At 67.2% G+C, this 13,135-nt stretch carries 15 protein-coding genes; 13 read left to right on the forward strand and 2 right to left on the reverse strand.

What is annotated here, in order from left to right:
* Positions 1-2 precede the first annotated feature (2 nt).
* From M0R88_RS06955 to M0R88_RS07005, 11 genes are all read left to right on the forward strand, one after another.
* A complete protein-coding gene (locus M0R88_RS06955; protein ID WP_256468585.1) occupies positions 3-1,004 on the forward strand; it encodes an alpha-ketoacid dehydrogenase subunit beta in 1,002 nt (333 codons plus the stop codon).
* Position 1,005: 1 nt separating this feature from the next.
* Positions 1,006-2,604 carry a dihydrolipoamide acetyltransferase family protein gene (locus tag M0R88_RS06960; RefSeq protein ID WP_248656215.1) on the forward strand — a complete coding sequence of 533 codons (1,599 nt, stop codon included), beginning with the start codon at positions 1,006-1,008 and terminating at the stop codon, positions 2,602-2,604.
* An 87-nt stretch (positions 2,605-2,691) separates the two neighbouring features.
* The gene (ilvA, locus tag M0R88_RS06965; RefSeq protein ID WP_248656216.1) at positions 2,692-3,909 is read left to right on the forward strand and encodes a threonine ammonia-lyase; all 1,218 of its coding nucleotides are present in this window, start codon (positions 2,692-2,694) and stop codon (positions 3,907-3,909) included.
* Between the two features lie 66 nt (positions 3,910-3,975).
* A complete protein-coding gene (locus M0R88_RS06970) occupies positions 3,976-5,112 on the forward strand; it encodes an acyl-CoA dehydrogenase family protein (protein WP_248656217.1) in 1,137 nt (378 codons plus the stop codon).
* A gap of 70 nt (positions 5,113-5,182) precedes the next feature.
* Positions 5,183-6,607, forward strand: a complete 1,425-nt coding sequence (gene lpdA, locus M0R88_RS06975; protein ID WP_248656218.1) for a dihydrolipoyl dehydrogenase — start codon at positions 5,183-5,185, stop codon at positions 6,605-6,607.
* A 119-nt stretch (positions 6,608-6,726) separates the two neighbouring features.
* Entirely contained in the window at positions 6,727-6,936 is a 210-nt protein-coding gene (locus tag M0R88_RS06980) for an HVO_0649 family zinc finger protein (protein WP_248656219.1), read from the forward strand.
* A gap of 153 nt (positions 6,937-7,089) precedes the next feature.
* Entirely contained in the window at positions 7,090-7,305 is a 216-nt protein-coding gene (locus M0R88_RS06985; RefSeq protein WP_248656220.1) for a hypothetical protein, read from the forward strand.
* Positions 7,306-7,812: 507 nt separating this feature from the next.
* On the forward strand, positions 7,813-8,625 hold the full coding sequence (gene pheA, locus M0R88_RS06990) for a prephenate dehydratase (RefSeq protein ID WP_248656221.1): 813 nt from the start codon (positions 7,813-7,815) through the stop codon (positions 8,623-8,625).
* Between the two features lie 107 nt (positions 8,626-8,732).
* Positions 8,733-9,176: an Hsp20/alpha crystallin family protein gene (locus M0R88_RS06995; protein WP_248656222.1), complete on the forward strand. Its 444-nt coding sequence runs from the start codon at positions 8,733-8,735 to the stop codon at positions 9,174-9,176.
* A gap of 57 nt (positions 9,177-9,233) precedes the next feature.
* Entirely contained in the window at positions 9,234-9,686 is a 453-nt protein-coding gene (locus M0R88_RS07000) for a peroxiredoxin (protein WP_248656223.1), read from the forward strand.
* A 103-nt stretch (positions 9,687-9,789) separates the two neighbouring features.
* Entirely contained in the window at positions 9,790-10,308 is a 519-nt protein-coding gene (locus tag M0R88_RS07005; protein ID WP_248656224.1) for a hypothetical protein, read from the forward strand.
* Positions 10,309-10,312: 4 nt separating this feature from the next.
* Here the strand turns inward: M0R88_RS07005 and M0R88_RS07010 are convergent, their stop codons facing one another.
* The gene (locus M0R88_RS07010; RefSeq protein WP_368409373.1) at positions 10,313-10,828 is read right to left on the reverse strand and encodes a hypothetical protein; all 516 of its coding nucleotides are present in this window, start codon (positions 10,826-10,828) and stop codon (positions 10,313-10,315) included.
* Positions 10,829-11,015: 187 nt separating this feature from the next.
* Here M0R88_RS07010 and M0R88_RS07015 point away from each other — a divergent pair, with 187 nt between their 5' ends.
* Together M0R88_RS07015 and M0R88_RS07020 are read left to right on the forward strand one after the other, a co-directional pair.
* Complete coding sequence (locus M0R88_RS07015; protein WP_248656225.1) at positions 11,016-11,621, forward strand: OsmC family protein; 606 nt, start codon at positions 11,016-11,018, stop codon at positions 11,619-11,621.
* Positions 11,622-11,678: 57 nt separating this feature from the next.
* Complete coding sequence (locus M0R88_RS07020; protein WP_248656226.1) at positions 11,679-11,930, forward strand: DUF7535 family protein; 252 nt, start codon at positions 11,679-11,681, stop codon at positions 11,928-11,930.
* Between the two features lie 81 nt (positions 11,931-12,011).
* Here the strand turns inward: M0R88_RS07020 and M0R88_RS07025 are convergent, their stop codons facing one another.
* Positions 12,012-13,007: an ornithine cyclodeaminase family protein gene (locus M0R88_RS07025; protein ID WP_248656227.1), complete on the reverse strand. Its 996-nt coding sequence runs from the start codon at positions 13,005-13,007 to the stop codon at positions 12,012-12,014.
* Positions 13,008-13,135: the final 128 nt, after the last annotated feature.

The raw sequence follows: 13,135 nt of genomic DNA on the forward strand, positions 1-13,135 counted from the left end.
AAATGAGTCAACAAGCACAAGAGCAAGAGACCGAGAACCTCACGCTGGTACAGGCGGTTCGAGACGGACTGTACACCGAGATGCAACAGGACGACGACGTGCTGGTCATGGGCGAGGACGTCGGCAAGAACGGCGGCGTCTTCCGCGCGACCGAGGGCCTCTACGACGAGTTCGGCGAGGACCGCGTCATCGACACGCCGCTCGCGGAGTCGGGCATCATCGGCACCGCCATCGGGATGGCGGCCTACGGCCTGAAGCCCGTCCCCGAAATCCAGTTCATGGGGTTTATCTACCCCGGCTTCGACCAGATCGTGAGCCACGCCGCGCGACTCCGCACCCGTAGCCGTGGCCGGTTCACCTGTCCGATGGTCATCCGCGCGCCCTACGGCGGCGGCATCCGCGCGCCGGAACACCACTCCGAGTCCACGGAGGCGTTCTTCGCCCACCAGCCCGGACTCAAGGTGGTCATCCCCAGCACGCCCTACGACACGAAGGGGCTGCTCACGTCGGCCATCCGCGACCCCGACCCCGTGATGTTCCTCGAACCGAAGCTCATCTACCGGGCGTTCCGCGGCGACGTGCCGACCGAGTCCTACGAGGTGCCCATCGGCGAGGCCGCCGTCCGCACGGAAGGCTCGGACATCTCGGTGTTCACGTGGGGCGCGATGACCCGACCGACCGTCGAGGCCGCCGAGCAGTTGGAGGGCGAAATCGACGTGGAGGTCGTGGACCTCCGGACCGTCTCGCCGCTCGACGAGGAGACCATCGTCGAGTCGTTCAAGAAGACGGGCCGCGCCGCGGTCGTCCACGAAGCGCCGAAGACCGGCGGTCTCGGCGCGGAAATCTCCTCCATCATCCAGGAGGAGGCCCTGCTGTATCAGGAGGCACCGGTCGAGCGCATCACCGGCTTCGACACGCCGTTCCCGCTGTACGCGCTCGAAGACTACTACCTTCCCGAACCCGCCCGCATCAAGGAGGGCATCCGGGACGCCGTAGGCTTCTAACATGGTACGAGAATTCAAACTGCCCGACGTGGGCGAGGGCGTCGCAGAGGGCGAAATCGTCAGTTGGCTGGTCGAGGAGGGCGACGCGGTCACGGAGGACCAGGCGGTCGCCGAGGTCGAGACCGACAAGGCCATCGTGGAGGTCCCGTCGCCGGTCAACGGCACGGTCCGCGAGATAATTCCCGAAGAGGGCGAAGTCGTGGAAGTCGGGTCGGTCATCATCACCTTCGACGTGGAGGGCGAACCGGTCGAAGAGGGCCAGACCGAGGGCGAAGCACGGAGGGCCGCGGAGTCCGACGCCGGGAGCGCCCCGGAGTCCGAGGCGTCGGGCGAAGCCGAGCAGGCGACGACGCAGGGCGACGCGACCGAGGAGACGGTCGCCGAGGAGGTCTCGACCGGCGAGGGTCGCGTGTTCGCCGCGCCGAGCGCGCGCCGCCTCGCCCGCGAACTCGGCGTGGACATCGCGTCCGTCGAGGGGTCCGGCCCGAGCGGCCGCGTGACCGAACGGGACGTGCGTCAGACCGCCGAGTCGGCCGGCACCGACGACGCCTCCGGCGAGACGGGCGGCGCGTCCCAATCCGGCGGAGAGCCCTCCGCCCAATCCGGCGGCGCGACGAGCGGTCCCGGCCCGATGGAGGACGACGTGTCGGGCAAGTCCGGCGGTGCGACGAGCGGTCCGGCCCCCACGTCGGTCGAGTCGGCCGACCGCGAGCGGACGCTGGCCGCGCCCGCGACCCGGCGCGTCGCCGAGGAGCAGGGCGTGGACCTGAACGCGGTCCCGGCGACCGAACAGCGCGACGGCGAGGCGTTCGTCACCAGCGAAGCCGTGATGCAGTACGCCGAGGCCCAGCGACAGGCCCAGCAGTCTCAGGCCGAGACCGCCGCGGAGACGTCCGCGGGCGAGCGGGTCGAGCGCATCCAGTACAAGGGCGTCCGCAAGACCATCGGCGACGCGATGTCCCGGTCGAAGTACACCGCGCCCCACGTCACGCACCACGACACCGCGGTCGTCGAGGACCTCGTGGACACCCGCGAGCGACTCAAGCCGAAGGCCGAGGAGCAGGGCATCCGGCTGACCTACATGCCGTTCGTGATGAAGGCCGTGGTCGCGGCGCTCAAGCAGCATCCCAAGCTGAACGCCGAGTTGGACGAGGAGGCCGGCGAAATCCTCCGGAAGAACTACTACAACGTCGGCGTGGCGACCGCGACCGACGCCGGACTGATGGTCCCTGTCGTGGACGACGTGGACCACAAGGGCCTGCTTCAGATTTCCAGCGAGGTCAACGAGGTCGTCCAGAAGGCCCGCGACCGGTCCATCTCCCGGGACGAGTTGCAGGGTTCGACGTTCAGCGTCACCAACTTCGGCGCCATCGGCGGCGAGTACGCGACGCCCATCCTCAACTACCCCGAGGCGGCCATCCTCGGCATCGGCGAGTTGAAACAGCGCCCGGTCGTGGAAGACGGCGAAGTCGTGGCGAAACATACCCTGCCCATCTCGCTGTCCATCGACCACCGCATCGTGGACGGCGCGGACGCGGCGGCGTTCGCCAACACGTTCATCGAGTACGTCGAGAACCCCGAACTGCTCCTGCTGGAGTAGTCGGTTCGGCGCTCTTCCGTCCCGGTTTTCGTTTGCTTCTCGCTCGAACTGAGAAACTGATATACATCTCCTCGCATACTCGCAAATATGACCGAAGTCACCCTGCGCGACGTGGAGTCCGCGCGCGAGCGGTTCGACGAGTCGGTCGTCCAACGGACGGAAATCGAGCGGAGTCGCTCGCTGAGCGAGATGACCGGCGCGGCGGTCCACCTCAAGATGGAACACCTCCAGCGCACCGGGTCGTTCAAGACGCGGGGCGCGTACAACAAACTTCAGCAGGTCGCCGAGCGCGGCGAGGCGTCGCGCGTCGTCGCCGCGAGCGCGGGCAACCACGCGCAGGGCGTCGCGCTGGCCGCGACGAAGACCGGCATCGACTCGACTATCGTCATGCCAGAGAACGCGCCGCAGGCGAAAGTCGAGGCCACCAGAGGGTACGGCGCGGACGTGGAGCTGCGCGGCGAGGACTTCCGGGCCGCGATGGAGTACGCCCGGTCGCTGACCGAGGCCGACGACACCGAGTTCGTCCACGCCTACGACGACCCGGCCATCGTCGCGGGGCAGGGCACCATCGGCCTCGAAATCCACGAGCAGTTGCCCGAGGCGGACGCCGTGGTCGTCCCCATCGGCGGCGGCGGACTCATCGGCGGGGTCGGCGCCGCGCTCGCCGAACTCGACCCAGAGGTCCGCGTCGTCGGCGTGCAGGCCGAGCAGGCCGCGACGGTGCCCGAGAGCCTCGACAAGGGCATCCCGGCCGCTATCGACTCGCCGAAGACCATCGCGGACGGCATCGCTACCGGAAGCATCTCGGAGTTGACGCTCGGTCTCATCGAGGAACACGTGGACGAGGTGGTCACGGTCAGCGACGACGAAATCGCCCGCGCGGAACTCGTTCTGCTCGAACGCGCCAAGCAACTGGTCGAGGCGGCCGGTGCCTCGTCGGTCGCCGCGGTCCTCTCCGAGGACCTCGACGTGTCGGACGAGACGGTCGTCCCCATCCTCTCGGGCGGCAACATCGACATCTCGATGCTCCAGACCGTCCTCACGCAGGCGCTGACCGAACGGAGCCAACTGATGCGTCTCCGGGTCCGCATCGAGGACGAACCGGGCGAGATGACCCACCTCTCGGGCATCATCGCCGACACGGGCGCGAACATCCGGACGGTCCGCCACGACCGCGCGGTGGACGACCTGCGCGTCGGCGAGGCCTACCTCGTCTTTCAGGTCGTGACGAGCGGGACCGGACACGCCGAGAACATCGTGGAGAAGGTCCGGGATTCGGGGTACGAGGTCGAGCGCGTGGCCTGACCGACCGCTGGGTGCATGCCGTCGTGTTGGCAAATCTATTACTTGCTCGTGGTCGTGAGTGGCCCCATGCCCTTTCACCTGACCGAGGACCAGCGAGCGCTCCGCGAGGACGTCCGCGAGTTCGCCGAGTCCGAGATTCGACCGCGCGCCATCGAACTCGACCGCAACGAGGAGTACCCCGCCGAGATTCTGGCCGAACTCGGCGACCGGGGCTGGACGGGACTCACGCTCCCCGAGGAGTACGGCGGCCGCGGCGAGGGACTGGTCGAACTCGCCGTCCTGACCGAGGAACTCGCGGCGGCGATGATGACCGTCGCCGGCGCGCTCGCGCTCAATCTGGGCGTCGCGACCGTTATCGAACGATTCGGCACCGACGCGCAGAAGGACGAGTACCTGCCCGAAATGGCGACGTTCGACCGCGTCGGCGCGCTCGGTCTCAGCGAGGCCAACGCCGGGTCGGACAAACTGGCGATGGAGACGACCGCCGAGCGCGACGGTGACGAGTGGGTCCTCGACGGCCACAAGCAGTGGGTGACGAACTTCTCTCACGCCGACTTCGTGCTGACCTACGCGAAGACGGGTCCCGACGCCGACGCGCCGCACAACGTCAGCGCGTTCCTCGTTCCGACCGACGAGTTCGAAGTCGAGGAAGTCTGGGAGACGCTCGGCGCGCGCACCGTGAAGTCGCCCCGCGTCGTCCTCTCGGACGTTCGGGTGCCCGCCGAGAACCTCGTCGGCGAGGAGGGCGAGGCGTACGTCCAGCGCGGCGAAATTCACACCGGGGTCAACGTCCCGGCCCGAGGGGTCGGCATCGCCCGCGCCGCGCTCGAAGACGCCGCGGCGTACACCGCCGACCGCGAGCAGTTCGGCCAGTCCGTCGGCGACTTTCAGGGCGTCAGGTGGACGGTTGCGGAGATGGCACAGCGCGCCGACGCAGCCCGTCTGCTGACGCTCCGGGCCGCCGACCGCGCCGACCGGGGCGAGGACCCGACCCGCGAGATGGCGATGGCGAAGGTCCGCGCGACGGAGGCCGCCGTCGAGAACGCCAACGACGCGATGCAACTCCACGGCGGGAAGGGGTACACGACCGACCACCACGTCGAGCGTTACCTCCGGGACGCCCGCCTGCTGACCGTCGCGGGCGGGCCGAACGAACTCCACCGCAATTCGCTGGCCGACGCGGTGTACGCCGAGACCGAGTGACCTGTTACCATCCCGTTCTCGCCGCAAAATCCACCTGATTTTTCACCACCAAGCCCGACTTCTCGAACATATGGTCGTCGGAGACATCTCGACGGGAACGGACGTACTGGTTATCGGCGCGGGACCGGGCGGCTACGTCGCCGCGATTCGCGCGGGGCAACTGGACTTGGACGTGACGCTCGTGGAGAAGGACGCCTACGGCGGGACGTGCCTGAACTACGGCTGCATCCCGTCGAAGGCGATGATTACCGCCTCGGACCTCGCCCACGAGGCGGGCCACGCCGAGGAGATGGGCATCTACGCCGACCCCGAGGTGGAGATGGACGAGATGGTCGGCTGGAAGGACGGCGTCGTGGACCAACTCACCGGCGGCGTCGAGAAGCTCGCCAAGGCCAACGGCGTCGAACTGATGGAGGGCCGCGCGGAGTTCGCCGACGAGAAGAAGGCCCGCATCGTTCACAGCGGCGGCGGGCAGGGCTCCGAGACCGTCGAGTTCGAACACGCCATCGTTTCGACTGGAAGTCGCCCCATCCAGGTGCCGGGCTTCGACTTCGGCGACGACCCCGTGCTGGACTCCCGGCAGGCGCTCGCGCTCGACGAGGTGCCCGAGAGCCTCGTCATCGTCGGCGCGGGCTACATCGGTATGGAACTGGCGGGCGTCTTCGCCAAGTTGGGGACCGACGTGACCGTCGTGGAGATGCTCGACTCGGTGCTGCCGGGCTACGAGGACGACCTCGCCCGGCCCGTCAAGAAGAAGGCCGAGGAGTTGGACATCGACTTCCACTTCGGCGAGGCCGCCAGCGAGTGGGAGGAGTCGGGCGACGGCATAACCGTCCGGACCGAGGACGAGGAGGGCACCGTCTCGGAGTTCGGCGCGGAGAAGGTGCTGGTCGCGGTCGGCCGCGAACCCGTCACCGACACGCTCGAACTCGACAACGCGGGCGTCGAGACCGACGAGGACGGCTTCATCCCGACCGACGACCGGGCGCGGACGAACGTCGAACACATCCACGCCATCGGCGACGTGGCTGGCGAACCGATGCTCGCGCACGTGGCCAGCAAGGAGGGGCAGGTCGCCGCGGAGGTCATCGCTGGCGAACCTTCGGCGCTCGACTATCAGGCGGTCCCCGCGGCGGTGTTCACCGACCCCGAAATCGGCACGGTCGGCATGACCGAGGCCGAGGCCGAGGAAGAGGGCTTCGAACCGGTCGTCGGCAAGTTCCCGTTCAACGCCTCGGGACGCGCCCTGACGACGGGCCACGCCGACGGCTTCGTCCGCATCGTCGCCGACGAACCCAGCGGGTTCCTGCTCGGCGCGCAAATCGTCGGCCCGGAGGCCTCCGAACTCATCGCGGAACTCGGACTCGCCATCGAGATGGGCGCGACGCTCGAAGACGTGGCCGCGACGATTCACACCCACCCGACGCTCTCGGAGGCCGTGATGGAGGCCGCCGAGAACGCGCTGGGCCACGCGATTCACACGCTGAATCGGTAACTCGACGCGCGCCGAGCGGACAGCGAGGTACTTTTTCGCGTTTTCTCCGAGGAGGTCACGGGAGCGACGGCGACCGACCCTAGCGAACAATTATGTTATTTGGCAACTAATAACATAGTATGTCCCACGGAAGAACCGGCGGGCTATCCCCTTTCGAGCGACTCCGGTCGCGCTTCGAGGAACAGGACCTCGTCTGTCCGAAGTGCGGCTACGACGACGCCGACGGGCGGTGGCTCGTGGCGACCGGCGGTAACCGGATTCGGTACCGCCACCTCTGTCCCAGTTGCGGGCACGTCCGGCGTCGGACGTTCCGCCTCGGCGAGGAGTGACCTCGGCGAAGGGTCGTCTCCTCGGCTTGAGGTGGGCGCTCCTCGACTCGGTTCGACGGCGGGAACTCCGGGCGTGGACTCCCGGCGACGACCGCCCCTGTTTCGGCGTCACGACTGAATAGATTTATCCGACGGGCGCGGACTCTCGGAGACATGGGACCCGCTGGCTCCGAAGCGCCGCCCGAGAACGAATACGGGTGGGAGGTCGTCGAGAACGTCTCGGTGGACGAACCGGACCACGCCGCGAAGAACACCATCTACCGGTGGGTGGACACCGAGGCCGAGGTGGTGCTGTACTACTTCACCGGCGCGGAGAAGGGCGGACTGACCGCCGTTCCGCTCGGCGAAACGGCGCTAGGCGAGGAGTAGCGGGCGTTCGTTGACCTTTGTTCGGTCGTTTTCGATCGCTGCCCGGTCGTTTCTGACGAGTCGCACAACTTCCGTGGTTGACCACAGACCTGTACTGTTGACGACTCTTGGACCGACGATTCCTGTGGAGTGGACTAGCTACTGCCGACGCCTATCATACTGCATCCGCCCCGCACCGCGACCGCGGGCCACCTCCTCCCCAACCGATTGCGCTACTCACTTCGTTGCGTTGTCTGTGAACCGCGTTCGCAGATAGGTGAGACGCGTCGCGTCTCGCAAGCCTCGTCCCTCGCGCGGTGGGCGCGGCGCTCTCGTGCCCCGCGCCTGCACGCGCCGACCACCATGGAACGTGACGTCTAGCGACCGAAAGAACGAAAATTATCGTTTATCAATTCCTGTGGGTTGCGTTAGTAGATGGAAACCGGTATCTCGTCGTACTCGTCCTATCGGTCGAGAAAATCTGTCACACCCGACGCCCTTTTAATCGCTACCGCGAAACACTGGCCCATGCAAGCAGTCACGCTCGGTCCCGAAGGGACCTACTCGCATCGCGCCGCCAGTTCGGTCGCCGACGAGGTGGAGTTCCGCGAGTCCGTCACCGCCATCGTGGAGACCGTCGCGGACGGGGAGTACGACCGCGGCGTGGTCCCCATCGAGAACAGCATCGAGGGGAGCGTCACCGAGACGCTCGACGCGCTCTCGGACCGCGAGGTCGCCGCCGTGCAGGAGATCGTCACCCCCATCCGCCACGCCCTGCTCGCCCGGCGCGAGGACTTCTCGGTCGTCGCCAGCCACTCCCAAGCGCTGGCGCAGTGTCGGAGCTACCTCGAATCCGAGTACCCCGACGCCGACCTCGAAGCGGTCGCCAGCACCGCCCGCGGCGTCGAACACGCCCGCGAGAACCCCGACGTGGCGGCCATCGGCCACCCGGACAACGCGAGCGGCGACCCGGACCTCTCTGTCGTCGCCGAGGGGATTCAGGACCGCACCTCGAACGCGACCCGGTTCTTCGTCATCGCGCCCGCGAGCGAGCAGTCGGAGGCCGGCGGCAAGTCCTCGCTGGTGGTCTACCCGAACGCCAACTACCCCGGTCTCCTGCTCGAACTGCTGGAACCGTTCGCCGAGCGCGACGTCAACCTGACCAGAGTCGAGTCGCGTCCGAGCGGCGAGCGACTGGGCGACTACGTGTTCCACATCGATTTCGCCGCGGGTCTCTACGAGGAGCGCGCGCAGGAGGCCATCGCGGACGTGGAGGCCATCGCCGAGAACGGCTGGGTCCGCAGATTGGGGTCGTACGACACCGAACACGTGCTGTACTGACCGCTCGCAAGTCGCGCGCCGTCGCACCGTCACGGTCTCGCGCCGGAGTGAATTTTTAAGACGAAACGCGGCGAACCTCCCACGGGCGAGACGCCCAGTGGGGACCTATGGCAGGACGCAAGAATCCGTTCGAAGACCTAGAAGAGATGATAGAGCGCATGAGCCGCCAGTTCGAGCAGTCGATGGGCGGCGACGCGATGAGCCGACTCGGCGGCGGCGGCGCGTCAATCGACGTGGCCGACCGCGACGACGAGTTCGTCGTGACCGCCGACCTCCCCGGTTTCCGGAAGGAGGACATCGACGTCACCCTCCGAGGCGACCACCTCCAGATTAGCGCCGAGACCGAACGGGAGACCGAGGAGGAAGGCGACGAGGACGGCCGATACATCCGGAAGGAGCGCCGCCATCAGTCGGTCAACCGCACCGTGACGTTCCCCGAGGAGGTGGACGAGGAGAACGTCGCCGCGGAGTACCGTAACGGCGTGCTGACGGTGACCGTCCAGAAGTTGGCCGCGGGCAGCGAGGATTCGCACAGCATCGACATCGAGTAAGCACGAACCAGCTCACCAAGCACAAACGCCTTGCCGTCCCGTACGTAATCGTCGTCCATGACGCTCGAAACGGACGCGAACGCGCCGACGGTCGAAGCGACGGACCAGCACGGCGAGACCAACTACCTCGACTTCTCCGACCCGACCGTGCTGTACTTCTACCCTCGCGACGACACGCCGGGCTGTACCACCGAGGCCGAGCAGTTCGACGCCGAACTGGAGAGCTACCGCGACGCGGGCGTCTCGGTGTTCGGCGTCTCGACCGACGACGTGGAGAGCCACGAGGCGTTCGCCGAGAAGTACGAACTCCGGTTCGACCTGTTGGCCGACCCCGAGGGCGAGGTCGCCGAGGCCTTCGACGTGGACGCCTCGCGCGGCGCGGCGTCTCGCACGACCTTCGTCCTCGCCGACGGCGAGGTCAAGGCGGTCTACGAGGGCGTGGACCCCGACGGCCACGCCCGCGAGGTGCTGAACGACATGCTCGACGCGGGCCTCGTGACGCTGGAGTAGTCGAGCGAAGCCACGAGTCCCGCCGGCCGCGCCGCCCGCCGCGGCCCCGCGCGGCCGACCTGCTCGCCGACACCGTTTTTCGCCCGGCCGTCGAGGTCTCGGTATGGCCGATTCGTCGGAGTCGCCGGAGACGCCCGACCCGAGCGACCCCGCGATTCGACCCCCGACGCGAGACCGGGCGACCCTCGCGGCAAAGCTGGTCGGGGGCGTCCAGTGGGCGATAACCGGCGCGTACCTCTTCCTGCTCGGGTTTCTGGCAACCGGCTGGTATCTCCGCGCGACGCGAACCTCGGTCTCGTTCGACTTCTCGCGGGCGTTCGCCGGCTTCGCCGCCGCCGCGTTCGTCGCGGGGTACCTCTGGGTCCGATTCCGACCGCCCGACCCCGCGGCCCACGACCGACGAATCGAAGTCGTCGTGACGATGCTCGTCCTCGGGTTCGTCCTGCCGTTCGGGGTCCCGTCCGCACTCGACTCGGCTGGGGTCGAGTTAGGAGTCCCGCTCGCCGGGTTCGGCGTGGCCTACGCGATGACGCTCGCGCTCTCGTACGGACTGGTGTACGGTCTCGGATTCAGGTTCTTCCTCGGCCCGCACAGGTCCGAGCGGTCGGAGTTCCGGGAGTGACCCGTCACCCGTCGAAGAGTGCGGAGATTTCCGCGGCAGTCTCGTCGGTCCGCGTGCGCCACTCCGCCGGTCGCTCTCCGCCGCGCTTCGGCGGGTCGATAGGCAGTCGGAACGGATGGAACGCGACGTACTCGACCGACTCGGCGGCCGTCTCGCCCACGAACTCCGCGACTTCGCGCTTCGAGGACACGCCTCCGGACTGTAAGTCGTAGTAACCCGAGAAGAGCTGACAGACGAGTACGTCGTCGTACTCTCCGAATGCGCCCTCGTCGGCGTAGTAGAATAGCTTCGCGGTGTTGTTCGCGGGGTCGGCCCTGCGCCACTCTAACTCGACCGCGACGAATCGGTCGGCGTTCGTGCCCACCACGTCAATCGGGGTCCGCCGGACGCGGCACTCGGTTTCCCAGTCGAGCGAGGGCCGTCGCTCCGCGAGGGTATCTCGGAGTCGGTCCCTGACGGCGTCGGCGAACTCGCCCACGAGCTGCCCCGACTCGCGGGCGGCACTTCGTCGTTTCGACACGATTCGACGGGAGTGCCACCGGGAGGAGACCGGACAAGTCACCCACCTGTCGCCCGACGACGCCTTCCCGCCGGCGAGTCGTCACCCGTCGTGTCATCGTTCGCGACGCGGGAGCGAGAGCGTTACTCGGCGACGTTCTAGAACATAATTAAAAATCATTAAGAAATAGCTCGGCGTAGCTCCTCGTATGGCCTCAGAGACCATCAAGCACGGCGTGAATCTGGAACAGTACGGCGCGTTCGTCGAGAACATGACCGAGAACCCCGAGGACGCGATGCTCCGACTCGGCGCGCGCGGCGTCGCGGAGGGACGTGCGATGCACACGCTGGCGAAACTCGACGCGTACAGTTTCGGTGGTGAGGAGATTCGGCGCGAGACCCGCGAGTACACCTTCCCGCTCGGCGCGCACAAGGAAGTGGAAGCCGACGCGGGGTTCGTGGACCCCGCCGACCGGCCGGAACCCGTGGAGGTCGCGCTGGCCGGCCTCACTGGCTGTATCAACGCTACCATCGGCATCGTGGCGATGGAGAACGACATCGACCTCGACGGTCTCGAAACGACGGTCGGCCTCGACCTCGACCCGCGGGTCCTGTTCGGCGTTCGCGGCGTCGAGCGGTCGGACGAGACCTACGACGACTTCACCATCGACGTCGAAGTCAGCGGTCCCGGACTCACCGACGAGGACGCCGAGACGCTTCGAGAGGGCGCGCGTCGCTCCCCGGTGTTCAACCTGCTGTCGGGGTCTCACGAGATGACACCCGAGGTACGCGTGAAGGACGCGCCGTCGGCGTAACTAACGCAGGAGCGCCGCCACAAACGCTTATCTCTCCGGGCGTCGATAGGTCACTGCATGAGTTCTGGGGGTTCCGACGAAACCGCAGACGGAGGAGCGATGCCAGCGCCGGTAAAGAAGATTGCACGGACGGTCACGCCGCCCTACCGCGGACGGCCGGACGCCGAGATGACGACCATCGGCATCGCGTACGGTCTGGGACTGGTCGTCCTACTGATTCCGCTCCTGCCGTTCATCGTGGTCGTCTGGGTCGTCTCGAAGATTACGGGGTTTCTCGCTCGAAAAGCGCCGACGGACAGGCTTCCCTGACCGGCGGGGGCGGTTCGCGGTTAGGGTCGGGGGTCGAGGACGTGTCGCGGTCGCGGTCGGTGTCGGAGTGGCAGTAGCTACTTACTGCGTTCCGGTGCCGATGAGGTCGAACGGGTAGCCGTTGTCGTTCTCGTCCGCGTGTTCGTAGACGACGTGGGCCGCGGCCACGTCTTGGATGGCGAGACCCGTACTGTCGAAGACGGTGATGCCGTCCTCGTCGGTCCGGCCCGCCAAGTCGCCGACCACGATGTCGCCGACCTCGCCGTAGATGTCGTCGTCGGTCAGGACGCCCTCGTGGTACGGGACGTTGATTTCGCCCGAGTGGGTGGTCTGGGCGTGGTCGTCGATGACCAACTTGGCGTCGAGCAGAATCTCGTCGGCGAGTTCGTGCTTGCCCTCGGCGTCGGCACCCATCGCGTTGACGTGGGTGTGCTCGCCGATGTCCTCGCGCGAGACGATGGGGTCCTCGACCGGCGTGACCGTCGAGAGGACGTCGCACTGGGCGGCCTCCGCGATGGACCCCGCGCGAACCTCGAAGTCGTCCTCGAAGTAGTCGATGAAGTCGGCGACGCGCTCCTCGTCCAAGTCGCTGACGACGACCTCCTCGATGGGGCGGACCTCCGAGATGGCTTCCAGTTGCGTGTACGACTGGACGCCCGCGCCGACGACGCCCATCGTCGTCGCGTCCTCGACGGCGAGGTGGTCGGTGGCGACCGCGGCGGCCGCGCCGGTCCGCTTCATCGTGAGTTCGGTGCCGTCCATGATGGCCAGCGGGAAGGCGTTCTCGGGGTTCGAGTAGACCATCGTGCCCATCACGGTCGGCAGGTCGAAGTCCTCGGGGTTGTCGGGGTGGACGTTGACCCACTTGATGCCGGCGGCGTCCCAGTCGTCGGCCTCGAGGTAGGCGGGCATCGACCGGAAGTCCCCGTTGTACTGGGGCAGGTCGATGTAGGACTTGGCGGGCATCTGAGCGTCGCCGCGAGCGTAGGCGGCGAAGGCGTCCTCGACTGCCCGGATGACGTCTGCCATCTGGGTGTTCTCGTCTACGGCTTCCTGATTCAGCAGGAGCGTGTCCATACGTGGCTGGTGGTCCCTGCGGGCACTATAAACTATCTAAACCCGGCGAATCGAGCAACCTTCGCCGTAAACGTGGTCCGACGAGCGCCCGAATGTTGTTCTGGAGATGAAAGTGATTTCTATCGTTT

It is taken from the genome of Halorussus gelatinilyticus (genome assembly GCF_023238445.1).
Lineage (GTDB): Archaea > Halobacteriota > Halobacteria > Halobacteriales > Haladaptataceae > Halorussus > Halorussus gelatinilyticus.

Excerpts from the sequence above, each read along its gene's own strand:
- M0R88_RS06955 (WP_256468585.1), top strand. The coding sequence starts at position 3 with ATGAGTCAACAAGCACAAGAGCAAGAGACCGAGAACCTCACGCTGGTA.
- M0R88_RS06960 (WP_248656215.1), top strand. The coding sequence starts at position 1,006 with ATGGTACGAGAATTCAAACTGCCCGACGTGGGCGAGGGCGTCGCAGAG.
- ilvA (WP_248656216.1), top strand. The coding sequence starts at position 2,692 with ATGACCGAAGTCACCCTGCGCGACGTGGAGTCCGCGCGCGAGCGGTTC.
- M0R88_RS06970 (WP_248656217.1), top strand. The coding sequence starts at position 3,976 with ATGCCCTTTCACCTGACCGAGGACCAGCGAGCGCTCCGCGAGGACGTC.
- lpdA (WP_248656218.1), top strand. The coding sequence starts at position 5,183 with ATGGTCGTCGGAGACATCTCGACGGGAACGGACGTACTGGTTATCGGC.
- M0R88_RS06980 (WP_248656219.1), top strand. The coding sequence starts at position 6,727 with ATGTCCCACGGAAGAACCGGCGGGCTATCCCCTTTCGAGCGACTCCGG.
- M0R88_RS06985 (WP_248656220.1), top strand. The coding sequence starts at position 7,090 with ATGGGACCCGCTGGCTCCGAAGCGCCGCCCGAGAACGAATACGGGTGG.
- pheA (WP_248656221.1), top strand. The coding sequence starts at position 7,813 with ATGCAAGCAGTCACGCTCGGTCCCGAAGGGACCTACTCGCATCGCGCC.
- M0R88_RS06995 (WP_248656222.1), top strand. The coding sequence starts at position 8,733 with ATGGCAGGACGCAAGAATCCGTTCGAAGACCTAGAAGAGATGATAGAG.
- M0R88_RS07000 (WP_248656223.1), top strand. The coding sequence starts at position 9,234 with ATGACGCTCGAAACGGACGCGAACGCGCCGACGGTCGAAGCGACGGAC.
- M0R88_RS07005 (WP_248656224.1), top strand. The coding sequence starts at position 9,790 with ATGGCCGATTCGTCGGAGTCGCCGGAGACGCCCGACCCGAGCGACCCC.
- M0R88_RS07015 (WP_248656225.1), top strand. The coding sequence starts at position 11,016 with ATGGCCTCAGAGACCATCAAGCACGGCGTGAATCTGGAACAGTACGGC.
- M0R88_RS07020 (WP_248656226.1), top strand. The coding sequence starts at position 11,679 with ATGAGTTCTGGGGGTTCCGACGAAACCGCAGACGGAGGAGCGATGCCA.
- M0R88_RS07025 (WP_248656227.1), bottom strand. The coding sequence starts at position 13,007 with ATGGACACGCTCCTGCTGAATCAGGAAGCCGTAGACGAGAACACCCAG.